Here is a 17441-nt window from a genome sequence, read left to right as displayed (position 1 = left end):
GTCCTCGTCTGTACGGAGAGTCACTGGTGCAAGCAACCCTGCCGCGACCTGGGCCGCACGGCATCCGGGGCTCCGCCGCCCGGGGGACCCCGCGCTCCCGCTACGGCACGACGGCGGTCGCGGTGATCTCCACCAGCTGCCCGGTGTAGCCCAGGCAGGAGACGCCGAGGAGGGTCGAGGTGTGGGGCCCGTCGCTGAGGCCGGAGGCCCGTACGACCTCCCAGACCGCCGTGAGGGCCGCGGGCTCGTCGGCGACGACGTACACCGTGGTGGCGACGGTCCGCGAGAGGTCGCTGCCGACGGCCCGCAGCGCCTCGTCGAGGTTGGCGATGACCTGCTCCGCCTGACGGACCGGGTCGCCCTCGCCGATCAGATTGCCCTCGGGGTCGAGGGGCACGGACCCGGCCATGAAGGCGAGGCGCTCCCCAGCCTCGACGACGGCGGCGTGGGCGTACATGGGGGGCGGAAAGAGGGTGGGCACGGTGGTGCGCTGGACCATGGGGTCGTCTCCTGCGGTTGGGCGTGGACCGGGCGACCTCACCCTGCACGGTCGCGCCCGCCGCGTCAGCCGATTTTCGCGGCGCCCGCCGGGATCTTTACAGGGAGGCGGGCGGCGGGGTACGAGAGAGGGCAGAGCCTGGTGCGGGGCTCGTTCGAGCGGGTGACTGAGGGGATCCGAGCTGTATGAACCCGGTGTGCGAGACCCGGCAGGGTGCGGTCCGTGGGTGTCTTGACGAGGCGTCCGGGGTGGCGTCGTTCCTCGGGATTCCTTATGCGCGGCCGCCGTTCGGGGAGCGCCGGTTCCGGGAGCCGGTGCCGGCGGAGGCGTGGGACGGGGTGCGCGATGCGTTCGCGTACGGTCCGACGGTGCCCAAGGCCCCGTACGCGCCCCCCTTCGACGTACTGATCCCCGAGGACTTCATCGAGGGCGAGGACTGCCTCAACCTCAATGTGTGGACCCCGCACCCGGCCCCGGCTCCGGACGGCGGCCTTCCGGTGATGGTGTGGCTGCACGGCGGGGCCTTCTCCAACGGCTCGGGATCGGCGACGGCGTACAGCGGCAGCGCCTTCGCGCGCGACGGTGTGGTGTGCGTGACGGTCAACTACCGGCTGGGCGTGGACGGATTCCTGCACCTGGACGGGGTGCCGGACAACCGGGGGCTGCTCGACCAGATCGCTGCCCTGGAGTGGGTGCGCGACAACATCGCGGCCTTCGGCGGGGACCCGGACCGGGTCACCGTCTTCGGGGAGTCGGCGGGCGCGATGGCGATCGGCGTCCTGCTCGGGATGGAGCGGGCGCGCGGACTCTTCCGGCGGGCGGTCCTGCAGAGCGGGGGCGCGCACCACTTCCTGCGGCCCGCGTCGGCGCGGATGGTGACGGCGCGGCTCGCGGAGCAGCTCGGGATCGAAGCGACGGCCGCCGCTTTCGCCGACGTACCGATGGACGAACTGATCGCGGCACAGGCCATGTTGAGGGTCGATCTCGCGGTGCGCCCGGACCCGGCGGTGTGGGGCGACGCGGCGCTCAACGCGATGCCTTTCGAGCCGGTCACCGACGGACTCGTGCTCCCGGGACCCGACTGCGGTGTCGAACTGCTGGTCGGCAGCAACCGTGAGGAGAACCGTCTCTTCCTCGTACCGACCGAGCGGCTCGACGCGATCACCGAGGAGCGGGTGCAACTCGGTGCGTCGGTCTACGGGCTCGACCCGGAGAAGGGCCCTGCCGCCTACCGGGCCGCGCGGGAGGACGCGACGCCCGGCGAGGTCCTGGAGGCGGTCGGGACGGACTGGTTCTACCGGATTCCGGCGATCAGGCTCGCGGAGTCGGTTCCGGGATCGCATGTGTACGAATTCGCCTGGTGCTCCCCGCAGTTCGGGGGCAGGCTCGGCGCCTGCCACGCCTCCGAGCTGGCCTTCGTCTTCGACAATCTGGCGGATCCGGGATACGCGGCGATGATCGGCGACCGGGCTCCGCAGGCGCTGGCGGACGCCGTGCACGGGGCGTGGGTGGCCTTCGCGACGACCGGGGATCCGGGCTGGGAGCCGTACGACACCGCCACCCGCACCACGATGGTCTTCGGTGACGGCGCGGTCCTGGCGGCGCCCGAGTCGGACCCGCGGGCGGCGGAGCGGCAGCTCTGGGACGGCGTGCGCTGAGACCCGCGCGCCGACGGCGCGCGCCGATGCGGCTCGTGCACTCGTACGAGTGGTCGAGCAGGGATACGGGCCCGCTGTGCGAGCCGGTTGCCTACGGTTTCCGTCATGAGCGACGAGGCGGACTCCTACACCGTGCTGCTGATGGAGCAGCTCCGGACCCGGCTGGGCGAGGAGCGGTTCCAGCAGCTGCTGACCATGATCACCGACAATCTCGAGGCGTACGCGATCGCCAGGGACGCAGGGCTCACGGAGTCCCCCTGGGGGACAGTCCTGGAGCTCCCCGAGGACGACGACCTCGACGAGGAGTCGAAGCAGCTGGTCGAAACGCTCCTCGACCATGTGCTGCAGCAGGTGACGAGCACACTCTGACCGCACCCCTGACCTGCGTGGACGGCCTGGTCGCGGGCGTTGTCAGACCCCGCGCCTAGACTCGGAGAGACATCAGATCTTGAGCGGGGAGGGGCGGGTGAGCGACGTGGGGGAGACGCTGGAGACCGATTCCGCGACGCTCGTGCGCCGCGCGGCCGTCTTCCTGCCCGGGGCCGTGCCGCGCGAGGGCCGGTTCGCCTTCTGGGACCCGGACGGCGCACTGCCGCCGGGGCCCGACGAGCTCACGGTCGTCACGCTCCAGGGCGCGGCGGCTCGCCGGCGTACGGTCCCGGCCGTGACTCTCACTGTGGCCGAGGCGCTGCCGGTACTGGTCGCCGCCCGGCACAGCCCGGTCGCCCACCCGGCGGCCCGCTGCTGGGGTGCGGCCGCACTGCATGCGCTGCAGCTCGCGGCGCGCGGGCGGTTCCTCCCGGGGCTCACCGCCGACGACCACGACGCCTGGCGGGCGGGACCGCTCGACGCCGAGGACGTGGCGCACCTGCGCGCCGTCGCGGCGGCGATGCCCTCGCAGGCGCACGCGGTGCCGCTGCCCGGCCGGACACCGCTCCAGGTCCCCGAACCGGAAGCGCTCGTACGGTCGTTCCTCGACGCGGTCGCCGACACCCTGCCGCGCACCCCGGCTGCGGCGCACGCCGAAGGCGCCCCGTATGCGGCGCAGGAGCCCCAGCATCTGCCCGGACTGCGCGAATGGGCGGTGGAGGTCGCGGCGGGCACGGACGCGGGGGTGCAGATCTCGCTGCGGCTCGACTTCTCCGGGTACGACCTCTTCGACCACGCCCCGGACGCCGAGCAGGGCGAGCGGCACGCGGGCGCAGCCATCGTGCAGGTGCACAGCCTCGCCGACCCGACGCTCGTCCTGGACGCGGGCCGCCTGTGGGCGGGCGACGGGGACGAGCACTTCGGGCCGCGGGTGCGGATCGACGCCGTACTGGCGCTGCGCCGGGCGGCCCGCGTCTGGCCTCCGCTGGCCGAGCTCCTGGAGCGGCGCGTCCCCGACGTACTGCCGCTGACCGAGGAGGAGTTGTACGAACTGCTCGGGCCGGCCGCGGCCCAGCTGGCGGCCGCCGGCGTGGCCGTGCACTGGCCGCGCGAGCTGGCCCGCTCCCTGACGGCGACGGCGGTGGTGCGCCCGGCGCCGGGGTCGGCGACCGACGGGACCTCGTTCTTCGACGCGGAGGAACTCTTCTCCTTCAGCTGGCAGTTGGCCCTCGGCGAGGACAAGCTGACCGATTCCGAGATGGACATCCTCGCGGAGTCGCACCGCCCGATCGTGCGGCTGCGCGACCAGTGGGTGGTGGTCGACCCGGCGCTCGTACGCAAGGCGCGGAAGCGGGAGTTGGGCCTCCTGGAGCCGGTCGACGCGCTCTCCGTGGCCCTGACCGGCAGCGCGGAGATCGACGGAGAGACAGTCGAGGCGGTCCCCGTCGGCGCGCTCGCCACCCTCCACGCGCGGCTCACCGGAGAGCTGCCCCCGCTGCCCCAGCCGCCCGGCCTGGACGCCACCCTCCGCGACTACCAACTGCGCGGCCTGTCCTGGCTGGACACGATGACGTCGCTGGGCCTGGGCGGCTGCCTCGCCGACGACATGGGCCTCGGCAAGACGATCACCGTGATCGCCCTCCACCTCCACCGGGCCCGCAGCGAACCGACCCTGGTGGTCTGCCCCGCCTCCCTGATGGGCAACTGGCAGCGCGAGATCACCCGCTTCGCGCCCGGCGTGCCCGTGCGCCGCTTCCACGGCGCGGACCGCTCGCTGGATGTCCTCGACGAGAGCGGCTTCGTCCTCACCACGTACGGAACGATGCGCAGCAGCGCCGCCCAACTGGCCACCCAGGACTGGGGGATGGTCGTCGCCGACGAGGCGCAGCACATCAAGAACCCCAACGCGGCGACGGCGAAGGCCCTGCGCACGATCCCATCGCCGGCCCGCGTCGCCCTGACGGGCACGCCCGTCGAGAACAACCTCTCCGAGCTGTGGGCGCTCCTCGACTGGACAACACCCGGTCTGCTCGGCCCCCTCAAGACCTTCCGCGCCCGCCATGCCCGCATCGTGGAGAACGGGGAGGAGGACCAGGCCGTGGAGCGCCTGGCCCGCCTCGTCCGCCCCTTCCTCCTGCGCCGCAAGAAGTCCGACCCGGGCATCGCCCCCGAGCTGCCGCCGAAGACGGAGAGCGACCACCCGGTCTCCCTCACCCGCGAACAGGCCTCGCTCTACCAGGCAGTGGTCCGCGAGTCGATGGCGGCGATCGAGGGCAACGAGGGCATCGGCCGCCGTGCCCGGATCATGAAGCTGCTCACCGCCCTCAAGCAGATCTGCAACCATCCCGCGCAGTATCTGAAGGAAGGCCCCACCCGGCTGAACGGCCGCTCGGGCAAGCTCGCCCTCCTCGACGAACTCCTCGACACGATCCTCGCGGAGGACGACTCCGTCCTGATCTTCACGCAGTACGTGTCCATGGCGCAGCTCCTCTCCCACCACCTCGCCGCACGCGGGATTCCCTCCCAACTCCTGCACGGGGGAACGCCGATCGCCCAGCGCGAAGAGATGGTCGACCGCTTCCAGTCCGGCGATTGCCCGGTCTTCCTGCTCTCCCTCAAGGCGGCGGGCACCGGCCTCAACCTCACCAGGGCGGCCCATGTCATCCACTACGACCGCTGGTGGAACCCGGCCGTGGAGGAACAGGCCACCGACCGCGCCTACCGCATCGGCCAGACCCAGCCCGTCCAGGTCCACCGCATCATCGCCGAGGGCACGGTGGAGGACCGCATCGCCGAAATGCTCGAATCCAAGCGGGCGTTGGCGGAGGCCGTCCTCGGCTCCGGCGAGTCGGCCCTCACCGAACTGGGCGACAGGGAACTCGCCGACCTGGTCTCCCTGAGGAGGCCCGGATGAGCAGCTGGTGGGGGACCGCCTGGGTGGAGGCGCTGGAGGCACTCTCCATCGACCCGGCACGACTGGCCCGGGGCAGGGCCTATCAGCAGGACGGCCATGTGGTGTCGGTCCACGTCACCCCGGGCCGGATCATCGCGTACGTACAAGGCAGCCGCCCGCGCCCGTACCGCACCGAACTGCGCATGCACACGCTCTCCGAGGACGCCTGGAACCAGTTCCTCGACGAGGCGGCCTCCCAGCCGGGCCATATGGCAGCCCTCCTCGACAAGGACATGCCGCACTCGCTCGTGGATGCCGCGGCCGAGGCGGGCGTTGCGCTGCTGCCCTCGCGCGGCGACCTCCTGCCGTCGTGTTCGTGCCCGGACAGCGGCCGCCCCTGCAAGCACGCGGCGGCCCTCTGCTACGAGACGGCGGCCCTCCTCGACAAGGATCCGTTCGTCCTGCTCCTCATGCGGGGCAAGACCGAGCACGCACTCCTCGACGAACTCGGGCACCGCAACGCCGCCCACGCGGCCCGCGAGACCCCGCCCGCGGCGCCGACTCCCGGAATCCCGGCGCGGGAAGCCCTCGCTGAGCGGTTCCTCCCGCCGCTGCCGCCCCCGCTCCAGGTGCCCCCGCACCCCGGCTCACCCCCGGCGTACCCCACCGCGCCCGCAGGGGTCGACGCCCTGGCCCTCGACCACCTGGCCACGGACGCGGCGGCCCGCGCGCACACGCTCCTCACCACCGGACACGATCCCGTCGCCGCGCTCACCACCTGGCAGGACGCGGTCCGCAGGGCGGCGGCCCGTCCCACCGCGGGCCTCACCGCCTCCACCCGTGCGCTCTACCGGGACCTGGCGGCGGCCACCGGCCGCACCCCCACGGACCTGGCCCGGGCGGTCGTGGCCTGGCGGCAGGGCGGAGTCGTGGGTCTGTCCGTACTGGAAACGGAGTGGGACCCGCCGGCCGGCCCCTTCGACCGGGCGCGCCCGGCCCTGGCCGCAGCGGGCTATCCCCGCTTCCAGCCCTCCCGCAACCACCTCACGATCCCCGGCGGATCGATGCAGCTGCGCTTCGGACCGGACCACCGCTGGTACGCCTACGAGTCGGACCCGGGCCGGAACGACTGGTGGCCCCGGGGCGACCCGAAGGCGGACGCGGTGTCCGCGCTCCACCGCGACTAGCGCAGCTCCAACACCCGCACCCTGCGCTCATCCACCCTCTCGCTCCCCAAGCTGGCGCCGACACTCGGCCCCCAACTCCGGATAAACGGCAGCAATGGCCCCATAAACCCGCCGCCGCAGAAGCGCCTCAGCCTCCTCACGCCCGTCGCCTCCGGCCAGCCCCTGCAACAGGTCGTCGTACCGAGTCAGCGCATGGCGCAGGTAGTTGACCATCCACCGAGGAAGAGCAGCAGGATCCGCACCGGCAAGGGTGGCCGGCTCGGAGGCATACCCGGCCCGCCCTCGCGCGTACTTCTCGTCGATCAGATTCCGATGCCGTACGGCCCGCTCGGCAAGCGTCCGAGGAGCGAGCCGCGGCACAACGATGGGCGTGGCCCGAACCATGGCCAACAGAGCGGCGCTCCGCCCCGTACTCCCCTCACGCACAGTGGCAACCCCACGCCGCAGGGCAGCCCGCCGAGCAGCAGCAAACTTGGTCCCCCGCTCAGCGACCTCCACGCGATCGGCCCCGTACAACCGCACGGCAGGCATGGCCCGATCCCGGGCATTACGCCCCCAAAGGTCAGGCTCACCCAGCAGGTTCCGCACTATGGCCGGAGTCCATCCCCGCCCCCGAAGCCCCGCCAACGACACATACCGCCCCTTGTCCACCACGGAATCCCCCACTCGCCGACTACGGATAGTGACGACTCCAGTGAACAACACCCCACTGACAACGCCCCCTGCCGCCGCCTCGGGAACCCCACGGCACACCCCGGAAACCGGCATGTCACCTCGGCTCCACAAGCCCGCAGTACGGTGGTTGGAGATCAAGCCAGGCCGAGGTCGTCCATTGGCGCCGTCCGCGCTCACGACCCGCACTGGAGCCTCCCGATGCCCCACATCCCGCCCTGGCTGGCACACGCCCTGCGCGTTCAGCGAGGCCCGGCACCCTGGAGCGCAGCAGCGCGCGGATCCCTCGCCGCAGGCCCGCTGCTGGCTGCGGCCCTGGCGGCAGGGCGACCCTCAGCAGGCGTGCTCGCAGCACTGGGAGCGATGCTGGCGGGCATCAACGACAGGCCGGGGCCGCGCCGGTCGAGCGTGCGACGCCTCGGTGTGCCGGCGCTGGCGGGCGCGGGAGGCCTCGCGATCGGTACGTACGGAGCACTGCTCACGACCCACACCGGCTGCCTGCCCGCACTTCTCGCGCTGCTCGGCCTGGCCGCGGGCGCGGCGAGCGCGATGGGCCCGATCGCCTCGGCGGTCGGCACGCAGCTCCTGGTGTGCGCAGCGATCGGCGCTGGAATGGCCCTGCCCGAACCGGCCTGGCAGCGCGCCCTGCTCTATCTGGCAGGCGCGGCCTGGCTCCTCACCCTCAGATTCCTCCTGCCGTCACCCGCCCATACACGCGGCGAGGCCCACGACCGCCGGACAATTGCCCACGTCTACACGGCAATTGCCGACCTCCTGTCCGCCGTGGGCACCCCACACGCCCAAGCCCGCAGAGCCGCGCTGACCACGGCACTGGATCAAGCGCAGGACACCCGCTCCGGCCGACTCCAGGCACAGTTCACGGCGGCGCTCCCCCTGGCCGAGGCCGCAACTGCCCTGGCCTGGTCCGCCCCGCCCGAACCGCTCCCCGCCCGCGCGTCCGAGGGCGTACGCCGCCTGGCCGCAGCCGCACGCACCCACACCCCCTGCGGCCCGCTCCCGGCCCCCGCCCGTGACGACGCCGCCCTGCGCGCCCTCGACAACGCACTTCTCCAGGCCGCCCAGACCTTCGACAGCGGTACGACCACACCCCTGGCTCCCGCCCGCCGCACTCCCCGAGCCCCGACAGCCGCCCTGCGCAAGGCGGTCGGCCCGGCGGGCCGCGAGTACGGAACCCGAGTGGCGGTCTGCTTCGGCGCGAGCGCGGCCATCGCCCAGGCCCTGCACCACACCCACTGGTACTGGCTGCCGGCGACAGCGGTCTTCCTGGTCAAGCCGGATCTGGGCCCGCTGGCCTCCCGCGTACTGTGCCGGGCCCTGGGCACGATCGCGGGCGCTGCCCTCTTCGCGGCGCTGGCGGCCGTCCTGCCGAACCCGGCCGGAATGATCGCCCTCGTCACACTCTGCGGAGCCCTGATCCCTTTCTCCACGCGGCACTTCGCAGCACAGACGGCGGTGGTGACCACCCTCGTCCTGGCCCTGGTCATGGCGGACGGCGAACCCCAGGCGTCCTGGAATCGCATCGCCGAGACGCTCCTGGCCTGCGGAATCGTGCTGCTGGTGGGCCATGTCCCGTGGCCGTCCCAGCGAGGCGGAGGCGTACGAAGCCGCCTCGAAACGGCCCGGGCGGCAGCACACGCCTACGTACACCACGTCCTGACGACGCCCCGCCCACAGCACGACAACTCCCCCCGCTGGCTCCTGCGCCGAGAGGCCTACCGAACCCTGGCAGAGGCACGCACGGCAATCGACCTGGCCGCAGCCGAACTCCCCACGCTGGCACGCCACTCCGCTGCGGCGGACGAGATCGCACGCACGCTGGAAAGCCTGGTGGACACGGCAACCGCCTGCGCGGTGCAGTTCGACGACACTGGCCGGGTACCGCCCCAGCACGCCACGCGCCTCGACGAGCTCCTGACACAACTGGCCTGACAGGGCGGTCCTAGAGGCTTGTCACCACGCTGCTGTAGAAGCGGTCGACCGCGGCGTCGACACTGCGAATGAACCCCGACTCGGCGTTCCCCCGGGTGATTCCGACGCTCTTCGAGAGGGTGAGCCGGAACCCGGTGATCTGCTGTGCCGACGCCGGAATCAGATCACCTGGCTCAGGGCGCAGCTTCTCCAGTGTTCCGCGAGGCCCTGACACACCACCGTCGAGGAGCGTCTGTACATGCAGATCGGCCGGTGCTTCGCCGAGTTGCTTGATCAGTCTCTTCACCCAGGTCAGTGGATACCCCTGCTCGGGGGCGGGGACCTCGACCGAGGTCCTGAGCCGTCCCATCCGCAGATCGGCGACGACGGCCAGAATCCCCGGAGCGCTGTCGATCCGAATCTCCGCCTGCAGGTGCCCCTCCTCGCAGAGCCGGTCGGCGAGCTCCGCCCGCCGGGCCTGCGGCTCAACCCCGCGCTTGGTGCGCCGGACGGGAACCACCTTCTCGCCGAGCTCACCGCCGAGCCGCAGGCACACCTGCCGAATCAGCCGCTCCCAGCTCTCCACCACCCGGACGGCACGCACATCGCCCGGACACAGGGTCTCGTCGTCGATCGCATGGCGTACGGGCACCCAGGCCGGTCCCATGTTCAGGAATCCATGGCATCCGGAATTGTCGTGCTGGAGGTAGTGCAGCAGCTCCTGAAGCAGCCATGCATGAGGCTCCAGCCGTACACCTTCATGCCGGATCAACATCTGTGCCTGGTAGGCGATTTCGGCCCAGGACAGATGCCAGAGCCCCACCTTCTGCTTGCGGCGCCCGTCGAACTTCACGTTCACCAGGTCGCTGCCCTCGAGCGCCACATCGTTCGAGATCGTGATGACGGCCTCGTAGCCACGGCGCGCAGAGATGTCCAGATAGTCCTGCACCTGCTCGGACTTGAGAGGATTCCCATTGGTCTTGGTCTCGACGAGCGCAGTCCATAACTTCCCGGCACGCTCGACGCGGATGATTCCGTCGGGACGCCTCGGGGTTTCCCCGAACGGCAGGGAGACCTCGGTAAAGGTCTCCATTCTCCCTGCGGGCGCGCCGAACGCAGCCGTCAACTTCCTTCCGAACTCAGGGACCTGAGCCATGACCGAGAGCAGGATCGCGGTCGCCCGCGTCTCGCGCTCCCGGTCGCTCCGCAGTGACGAGACGGGAAACAGGCGGGCGGAGCGCCAGGTGTCGTTCTCCGCGAGCGACGGCTTCGCGGTCTTGGGGAGGGTGACCTTCTTCTTCGCCGTACGAAGCCGGGGTGCGGGCACGACAGGAGCGGCGGGCGCGACGGCCACCGCTACCGCTGCGGCGACGGGCGCATCTTCTACAACAGCGAGGGCCTCCGCACTTTCCTCCTGTTGCTGCTCGTCATCCTCGTCGATCTCGATCCCGTAGTCGGTGGCCAGACCAGCGAGACCGGTCTCGTACCCCTGCCCGACAGCCCGGAACTTCCAGGCGCTGTCCCGCCGGTAGATCTCACCGAATACGAATGCACTTTCCTCGCCGGCGCCGACGACGGAGTAGCCGAGCATCCCCTCGCCCATCCGGTCGGCGAGAGTGATCCGAAGATTCTCCAACTCACCGAACCGGGCGCGCTGGTACCGGCTCGCCGCGATGATGACCCGCTCGATGCCGGCGGGCACCGCCGTGAGATCCAGCTGAATCCGGTCCTCGTTGCCGCTTTCGGTCTGCGCGGGCCCCAGGAGCTGGACGCTTCCGTCCTCGGCAACCGGGTTGTTGTAGAAGAAGAAGTCGGAGTTGCCACGCACTCTGCCGTCCGTGCCGAGCATCAGCACGGAGACATCGGCGTCGCCCTCGCCGTTGGGGCTGCTCCAGCTCAGACTGACGACAACAGCACCGGCGTCGTCGCTGAGTGCGCTCAGACTGACATTGGCACCTTTGGTCATTTCCTGCACCGCACACACCTCCGGTCGGAGGGGCCGCACTCGCGCAATGCCGAACTGCCGTCCCTGAAATCTGTTGTGGGGCTCTCAGGAGAAGCTTGGGTCGCGACAGAGAGCCTGGCAAGAGTGATGACCGTGTGAATGTATTTCCCCGCAACGCACTGCAAGCCGACCCTTGGCTTCACAGTCTCCCCACGAATCGATCACCCTCTTGCGCCCTGAACACCACGGCGTGACGGCCGCGTTGGAAGCCCCGTGGGCCTCGGGCGGCTCAGCTGTGGAAGGTGACGTACCCGTTGCCGTCGCGGTCCGACCCGGACTTGGTGTAGGCGTGCGTGTCCGCCCCGGCGCCGGAAGGCTTGATCAGGCGAATGGTGTCGCGGTCGTTGTTCCAGATGAAGTTGCAGTTGTGGCGGTAGACCACGTTGTTCGCGTCGGAATCGGTGCCGTTGCCCCCGCGCAGGCGCACGTAGTCGCCGGGCTGGAGGTAGTGGTTCGCAGGGAAGACGAACCGGTTGCCCACGGCGTCCTTGATCACATAGCCCTTGAGGTTGACCGTCCCCGTGGAGGAGTAGTTCTTGATCGTGACGTACTCCTGGCTCGTGTTGCCGGTCGAGCAGCTGTTGGAGTCGCGGCCGGGTGCGTCGTACTGAACGCCACGGATCTTCAGGGCCGAGCTGTACTCGGTGGCCTGGGCCGGGGCGGCGGCGAGTGCGGCCAGCGCGGCGACGGCGCCGGCGACGGCTATGGCAGGGCTCTTGCGCATGGATGGTCCCCCGTTGTGATCGCGATAAGCGAGAGGTGGACTCTACCGTTCCCTCACGTTCGCTTTACATGCCTGGGAGCGTGTGAATTTCAGTTCGAGCCCGCGCCTACGCCGAAGCCCCCACACCTGCCTGTGCCCCGATGAGCTCTCTCAACTTCGCCCGGGTCTCGGCATCCGTGGAGTAGATCACCGTGCCCACCATGCCTCGGGTCAGCAGCACCTTGTACGTATGCCGAATGAGCCGCGACACGTCGGCATCCGAGATCGCCTTGGTGAAGACCGGGTCCTTCGACGCGGCGCGTTCGACCGCCCACGCCCCGTTCCGCCACACCAGATCGGGCCCGAGGATGACACCGCTCCAGTCGTACTCGAAGCCCTGCGCGGTATAGACGCATCCGACCTGTCCGAAGCCGGCCGGATCAGTGGCCCACAGGGCGGAAGGCGGAGCCCCCATGACCGACCGCTCGCCCTTCAGGTTCCATGGCCGCTCCCAGTTGCCGATCCGGACATCCGCAGGGAGCGGCAGACCAGGCTTGGCGTCTGACCACTTCCAGCAGTACCCGGCCGACATCCGCGCCCCGTACCCGAGAGCCCGCCGCCCATCGAGGAACTGCTCCAACTCCTCGGGCGAATCGACGACGGTCAGTTCCATCCGCCCGTCCGGCTCCCACTCCACCGCCCCGCCGTCCTCCAGCCCGAGCAGCCGAACCACCCACCGCAGATATGCGTCGCTGCCCCCACACCGGAACTGACTGTCCAGGGCGACCACCCGGCACTCCAGCCCCTTTGCGGCAGCGGCCGCCCTGATCTCCTGCACTGTCCCCATCTCGCCGGGCCGCACCACTTGATGCTCATCGAGCAGAAAAACAGGCACCCGGGCGACGTCGATGAGCTCCTCGATCTGCGGCCGGCCGGTGCGATGCGCGGCGGGCGTATACCGGTTCACCGAGGTCTCGCGGATCCGGTGGGCCTCGTCGCAGACCAGAACCTCCAGGCTGTTCTTCTCCGCAGCCATGAAGCTGTTGAAGTACTTGAAGAGGTCCTGCACTTCACGCTTCCGGGCGCCGGCAACCTTGCGCATGGTCTTGGTGAACGAGGCGGACCCCGTCGCGTGCAGCGCCGTAACTCCACGCCGATAAAGCTCTCCCAGCACGGACAGAGCGATCACACTCTTCCCGGACCCAGGGCCGCCCGTCACCACCACCACTTCCTTGTGATCGGATCGCTGAGCTTTGCGCACGGCGCCGAGCACCATCTCGTACGCCACCCGCTGCTCGTCCAGCAGCACGAACTGCTCCCGCTCACGCACCTCGTCCGCAGCCACGGACATCAGCTGCACGGACGGCCGAACCTTCCCGGCAAGCAGCGCATCAGCAGCCGCAGCTCCCGACTCCGGCGAGAGCTTGGACCGCAGGTACTCCACGAACTCCCCACGTCGGTCACCGGTGAAGAGCCGCCCCCGCTCGCTCTCCTCGACAGTCTCGAGCCCACCGACGCCGAACGACGTCGCATTGTGCAGAAAGGCCGCTCCGAAGATCCGCCCCGGATGCTCGGCAAGCGCACCGTTGAAGGAGGCGAGGTAGTCGCAGTACCCGCGTACCTGCTCCACGGGATGCAGTACCGGCCGCGGATACGCATCGATCCGGCACAGCAGAGGCTCACCCTCCTCCGGATGGGCTTCGCTCCACTGCTTCAACTCCACGACAACATAAGAGGGTTCACCAGTCCGCGGATGCACCCCGGCCAGCACGGCATCGGCCCGCTTGCTGGTCAGCGGCAGCGCGTACTCCAGCATGACCTCGACCTGCCCGAGCCCGGCGTCGAGCAGAGCCCCGGTCAGCGCTGGGACGGACCGTTCCCATGACCGGACCTCGGAGGCGCTGGGCTTGTGCCCGTGTGCGTGCACGAACTGCTCGGTCAGATGAAGGAAGAGCGAGCCCTCAAGGGCTCGCGCGGCGACCGCGTCTGCGGACTCGCGGAACAGCAAGGAATGCCCCCAGGCAGCACGAAGAGACTCGTGCGGGTGGGGGCATGTCCTTCGAGACTCCACCGGGGTGGAGCGGAAGCCCGTCGGGCCGCAATGACGACGAGTTCGAATGCTACAGAAGCGCCCAAGACATGGAACCGTCCGTCGCGGTTCTCATCCGGCGTCTCAGAGGCTGAGCGAAGGATGGCGAGCACGTAGGATCCGCCGCCGTTGCTGCAGAATCGATTTAGGCTGACCGTTCAGACTTCTCCGGAAGGGAACGCCCTCTGTGCGCGTCCTGATATCGCCGTCCTATGGAAACGCTGAGACGCGTCGGCACTGGGCTGACACCATCGCGCAGCATGTGAGCTTCACGGACAAGCGGTACGACGAGGTGCTCAGCCCCGAACAGCGGGTGCAGCTCACGGAGCTGCACCCAGAGGGTGCCGCCCGCTTCTGGGGAGCAACTTCCAGTCACGACAAGAGGATGCGCGGAGTCTCAACGGGAGACGTGGTCCTCTTCACCGGAGAGAACCGTGTGCGAGCGGTGGGCGAAGTGGGTGCGATCTTCCGCAACCAGGAGCTGGCAGACCGGCTTTGGCCTCCATCGAAAGACGGCAAGAGCTGGCACACGGTCTACACCCTGCTGGACCTCGCTGACGTCGCCTTCTCCTATACCGACCTGAACCTGGCCATCGGGTACAAGCCAGCTCACAACTTCCCTGGCCAGATGGTGTTGACAGATGAGAAGGCGCGCTCGGTACTTGAAGAATTCATGATCACTCCAGGTGCGGCGTGGACGAGGCAGCCCTTGGAACCCCCGGCCCCGGCACGGCACGGCGAACGGGCGCCACAGGCTGTCCGAAGCGCCGCGCTGGAGGAGATGCGCACTCGGCGGACTGCGTATCAACGCAGCAGACGCCTCATCGTTGTCGATCGCCATGAGTCCAGCCTCGTAGGCGAGTTCAGACGGTATCTTGCTGCCGCGGGGCGCAGGGCGACACGCTTCTACTGTCCCGGCGGGATAAGCGATCTCTACATCAGCGATGGCAGCGGCGCCGAGCTGATCGAGGCCAAGAGCAATCCCGGACACAGGTACGTTCGCCAAGCGCTGGGACAACTCCTCGACTATGCCCCGCACAGTCCGCAAGGCACCGATCGCCTCAGTGCGTTGTTCCCGGAGCGACCCGCCGACGGGGACGTGGCCCTGCTGCACCGCTACGGAGTCGATTGCCTTTACCGGGTGGGTCCGGGCGTCTTCGGGAAGACTTCCGCGTCGGACGAGCGGCGGAACCAGATGCGCGAGATCTGGTCAGGATCGGCGGCTTCTTGAAGGCGGCAATCTGACTGAGCGCACAAGGGCCCCGCTAGTGCGGGGCCCAGGGCGAACCGGGCATCGTGTTCTCGATGAGCCGTGCGCAGAATGTACCGCGCACGATTCGGTGAGCGAATGAACTCGGCTCAGCCCTTGACTGTGTGGCGGATGAAGTGCCGCCACTGCGCGATGCCCACGGCGAGATAGGGGCGGGTTACATTCTTGGAGTCCCTTACAAAGACGGCCTGTTCGGCGACGGCCACCTCTACACAGCTGTCGCCCTGGCTGCCGCTGTAACTCGACTTGAACCAGGCGAGTCCGGTCATGCTGCTGCTCATAGCGCTCCTCGCAGTCGCTCCAGCAGAGCCCGGGAATCCTTGGGGGTGAGGGCCTGCGAGCGCAGTGTGTCATAGCGTTGGTGGAGCAGTGCCACCTCTTTCGGATCAGCGATAAGGCGGCCGTTCTGCTGACCCTCGGCGTAGCCGAGACGCCGGCCGTCTGGAGTCAGCAGCAGTTGTACGGGACCGTCCAGGCAGGCATGCAGCCCCGCCTCCAGGGGGACGACTTGAAGCGTGACATTGCGACGCACACCGTGCTCCAGCACATGGTCAAACAGGTCCCTGATCTCCCCGGTGTCGCCGAACCGGCGCTGGAAGACCGCCTCCTCGACGATGAAGCTGAACGGCACCTCGGGCCGGTCACGGAGCATCTGCTGTCGCTCCACGCGGGCGGTGATCTGGGCCTCCAATTGCTCGTCCGTCAACAGCGGAATGGTGCCTTCGAACACCGCCCGGGCGTACGCCTTCGTCTGCAACAGGCCGGGCACGAGTCGGTTCTCGTATGTGCACAGGTTGACCGCGACCTTCTCCAGGCGGGCCCACCTCCTGAACCACGCCGCGATCCCCGGCTGCCGCGTCAAATGCTTGAATGCCTTCCGCAACGCCCCCGTGTTCCCCAGTACTGCTTCCGCCCGCTCGACGAAGTCCGTATCGGGCATGCGTCGGCCCAACTCCACTGATTCCACGGTGTGTTTGGAGAATCCGACCCGCGTTGCGAACTCCACGCGGCTCAGGCCCGCGTGCTCACGCAGGGCCTGGACCACGGCGCCGAAGGTGCGCAGGCTGTCGGAGGGGTCGGGTTCGCGTTCCCAGTCCTCGGATACCACTGCGTCGGTCATACGCGGCCACCTCCACGTGCGTTGGATCTCCCCGCGCTCAACTCGCCCAGGGTGACGGCAAGATCCACGTACTGTCCACACTCTGTGCCCGTACGGTCGCGGTGCGTACGGGACGTGAGGCTGGTGTGCGACGTGGCGAGCCCGCCACCGTGGAGTCCATGAGCACACCACACGAACCTCAACTCCCGGCCTCGCGGCTTGCGTTCGTGCAGCGGTTCTCCGCCACCCGGCGCGGGGCGCGCCTTGCCCGGCTGCTTGCCGCCAAACAACTCCGGACCTGGGATGTTCCGTATGACACCGCCTGGCGCACCGAGCAGATCGTCGCTGAACTCGCCGCGAATGCCGCCCTGCACGGGCAGCTGCGCGGCCGGGGCTTCAAGACCGCGCTCGCGCTCGACGTCGAAGCCGGAACCGTACGCGTCGAGGTAGCGGATGCCCGAGGCGAGCGCCTTCCGGAAGCCGGAGAAGTCCCGGAATCCGACGGGGAGTCCGGGCGCGGTCTGCTCTTGGTCACGGCGCTTGCCGACAAGTGGGGCACCGAACTCCACAGATCCGGGGGCAAGACTGTCTGGGCCCTGATCGCGGTGCGCTGACCGAGGTGTGCGGTGGCCGACATCAGTGGGCTAGTGCCCGGACGCGATGCCCGAGAGAGTTGCAGCGAGATTCCCGATGGGGCCTGCTGCCTCTGCGGCGCGTTGGGTGAAGCCGAGCAGGGCCGTTGCCCTGCGGCCCAGCCTGGTGCGCCAGGTCGATGGCTCGAGTGTGTCTCGCGACTGGATCACGTCGTCGATGTCGTCCAACTCGGACTCGAGTTGCTGTCGGACTGTGTTGTCGGTGGCAGCGCTGAGACTTGTGCGGACCTGAATGATGAGGTCGAGTAACTGCTGAATGTCCTGAGGCGTGGAGCCGTAGACGGTTGAAGTCTGGTGGGCGTTGTCGCCCTTGTTTAAGTTTGAGCCAGTGAAGGACCCGCCATGGATGATGATGCCCTCGTTGGGGTTGCTCTCTGACATGGTCTGCTCCCTTTTGCCTATGGTGAGGACCGGT

At 69.3% G+C, this 17441-nt stretch carries 14 protein-coding genes; 7 read left to right on the top strand and 7 right to left on the bottom strand.

All coding sequences use genetic code 11. The features are described from left to right. Positions 1–100 precede the first annotated feature (100 nt). The gene (locus OG707_RS07740; protein WP_329115761.1) at positions 101–499 is read right to left on the bottom strand and encodes a RidA family protein; all 399 of its coding nucleotides are present in this window, start codon (positions 497–499) and stop codon (positions 101–103) included. Positions 500–684: 185 nt separating this feature from the next. Between OG707_RS07740 and OG707_RS07735 the strand changes: the two genes are divergently transcribed. The 5 genes from OG707_RS07735 (at position 685) to OG707_RS07715 (ending at position 9228) form a co-directional block, all read left to right on the top strand. After that, positions 685–2157, top strand: coding sequence for a carboxylesterase/lipase family protein (locus OG707_RS07735; RefSeq protein WP_329115759.1), 1473 nt, complete (start codon positions 685–687; stop codon positions 2155–2157). 105 nt (positions 2158–2262) lie between these two features. Then, a complete protein-coding gene (locus OG707_RS07730; protein WP_329115758.1) occupies positions 2263–2526 on the top strand; it encodes a hypothetical protein in 264 nt (87 codons plus the stop codon). A gap of 97 nt (positions 2527–2623) precedes the next feature. After that, positions 2624–5440: a DEAD/DEAH box helicase gene (locus tag OG707_RS07725; protein WP_329115755.1), complete on the top strand. Its 2817-nt coding sequence runs from the start codon at positions 2624–2626 to the stop codon at positions 5438–5440. Continuing rightward, a complete protein-coding gene (locus OG707_RS07720) occupies positions 5437–6606 on the top strand; it encodes an SWIM zinc finger family protein (RefSeq protein WP_329115753.1) in 1170 nt (389 codons plus the stop codon). The genes OG707_RS07725 and OG707_RS07720 overlap by 4 nt, the downstream gene beginning before the upstream one ends. 873 nt (positions 6607–7479) lie before the next feature. Further along, positions 7480–9228, top strand: a complete 1749-nt coding sequence (locus OG707_RS07715) for an FUSC family protein (RefSeq protein WP_329115750.1) — start codon at positions 7480–7482, stop codon at positions 9226–9228. A 10-nt stretch (positions 9229–9238) separates the two neighbouring features. Here OG707_RS07715 and OG707_RS07710 read toward each other — a convergent pair whose 3' ends face one another. The 3 genes from OG707_RS07710 to OG707_RS07700 form a co-directional block, all read right to left on the bottom strand. After that, on the bottom strand, positions 9239–11173 hold the full coding sequence (locus tag OG707_RS07710) for a TerD family protein (protein WP_329115748.1): 1935 nt from the start codon (positions 11171–11173) through the stop codon (positions 9239–9241). Positions 11174–11441: 268 nt separating this feature from the next. Beyond that, positions 11442–11936, bottom strand: a complete 495-nt coding sequence (locus tag OG707_RS07705) for a lamin tail domain-containing protein (protein ID WP_329115746.1) — start codon at positions 11934–11936, stop codon at positions 11442–11444. Positions 11937–12042: 106 nt separating this feature from the next. After that, complete coding sequence (locus tag OG707_RS07700) at positions 12043–13923, bottom strand: DUF2075 domain-containing protein (protein WP_329115744.1); 1881 nt, start codon at positions 13921–13923, stop codon at positions 12043–12045. A 268-nt stretch (positions 13924–14191) separates the two neighbouring features. Here OG707_RS07700 and OG707_RS07695 point away from each other — a divergent pair, with 268 nt between their 5' ends. Then, complete coding sequence (locus OG707_RS07695; RefSeq protein WP_329115741.1) at positions 14192–15235, top strand: hypothetical protein; 1044 nt, start codon at positions 14192–14194, stop codon at positions 15233–15235. A gap of 128 nt (positions 15236–15363) precedes the next feature. Here OG707_RS07695 and OG707_RS07690 read toward each other — a convergent pair whose 3' ends face one another. Together OG707_RS07690 and OG707_RS07685 are read right to left on the bottom strand one after the other, a co-directional pair. Next, positions 15364–15555 carry a DUF397 domain-containing protein gene (locus OG707_RS07690; protein WP_329115739.1) on the bottom strand — a complete coding sequence of 64 codons (192 nt, stop codon included), beginning with the start codon at positions 15553–15555 and terminating at the stop codon, positions 15364–15366. Continuing rightward, the gene (locus OG707_RS07685) at positions 15552–16337 is read right to left on the bottom strand and encodes a helix-turn-helix domain-containing protein (protein ID WP_443071474.1); all 786 of its coding nucleotides are present in this window, start codon (positions 16335–16337) and stop codon (positions 15552–15554) included. The genes OG707_RS07690 and OG707_RS07685 overlap by 4 nt, the downstream gene beginning before the upstream one ends. A gap of 215 nt (positions 16338–16552) precedes the next feature. Between OG707_RS07685 and OG707_RS07680 the strand changes: the two genes are divergently transcribed. Then, positions 16553–16987 carry an ATP-binding protein gene (locus tag OG707_RS07680; protein ID WP_329115734.1) on the top strand — a complete coding sequence of 145 codons (435 nt, stop codon included), beginning with the start codon at positions 16553–16555 and terminating at the stop codon, positions 16985–16987. Positions 16988–17017: 30 nt separating this feature from the next. Here the strand turns inward: OG707_RS07680 and OG707_RS07675 are convergent, their stop codons facing one another. Beyond that, the gene (locus OG707_RS07675) at positions 17018–17407 is read right to left on the bottom strand and encodes a hypothetical protein (RefSeq protein WP_329115732.1); all 390 of its coding nucleotides are present in this window, start codon (positions 17405–17407) and stop codon (positions 17018–17020) included. Positions 17408–17441: the final 34 nt, after the last annotated feature.

This window comes from Streptomyces sp. NBC_01465, assembly GCF_036227325.1.
Taxonomy (GTDB): domain Bacteria; phylum Actinomycetota; class Actinomycetes; order Streptomycetales; family Streptomycetaceae; genus Streptomyces.
The sequence above is the reverse complement of the archived record's forward strand: the minus strand, read 5'-3'. Positions and strand labels throughout refer to the sequence as shown.

Excerpts from the sequence above, each read along its gene's own strand:
- OG707_RS07735 (WP_329115759.1), top strand. The coding sequence starts at position 685 with ATGAACCCGGTGTGCGAGACCCGGCAGGGTGCGGTCCGTGGGTGTCTT.
- OG707_RS07740 (WP_329115761.1), bottom strand. The coding sequence starts at position 499 with ATGGTCCAGCGCACCACCGTGCCCACCCTCTTTCCGCCCCCCATGTAC.
- OG707_RS07710 (WP_329115748.1), bottom strand. The coding sequence starts at position 11,173 with ATGACCAAAGGTGCCAATGTCAGTCTGAGCGCACTCAGCGACGACGCC.
- OG707_RS07715 (WP_329115750.1), top strand. The coding sequence starts at position 7,480 with ATGCCCCACATCCCGCCCTGGCTGGCACACGCCCTGCGCGTTCAGCGA.
- OG707_RS07675 (WP_329115732.1), bottom strand. The coding sequence starts at position 17,407 with ATGTCAGAGAGCAACCCCAACGAGGGCATCATCATCCATGGCGGGTCC.
- OG707_RS07720 (WP_329115753.1), top strand. The coding sequence starts at position 5,437 with ATGAGCAGCTGGTGGGGGACCGCCTGGGTGGAGGCGCTGGAGGCACTC.
- OG707_RS07705 (WP_329115746.1), bottom strand. The coding sequence starts at position 11,936 with ATGCGCAAGAGCCCTGCCATAGCCGTCGCCGGCGCCGTCGCCGCGCTG.
- OG707_RS07680 (WP_329115734.1), top strand. The coding sequence starts at position 16,553 with ATGAGCACACCACACGAACCTCAACTCCCGGCCTCGCGGCTTGCGTTC.
- OG707_RS07690 (WP_329115739.1), bottom strand. The coding sequence starts at position 15,555 with ATGAGCAGCAGCATGACCGGACTCGCCTGGTTCAAGTCGAGTTACAGC.
- OG707_RS07730 (WP_329115758.1), top strand. The coding sequence starts at position 2,263 with ATGAGCGACGAGGCGGACTCCTACACCGTGCTGCTGATGGAGCAGCTC.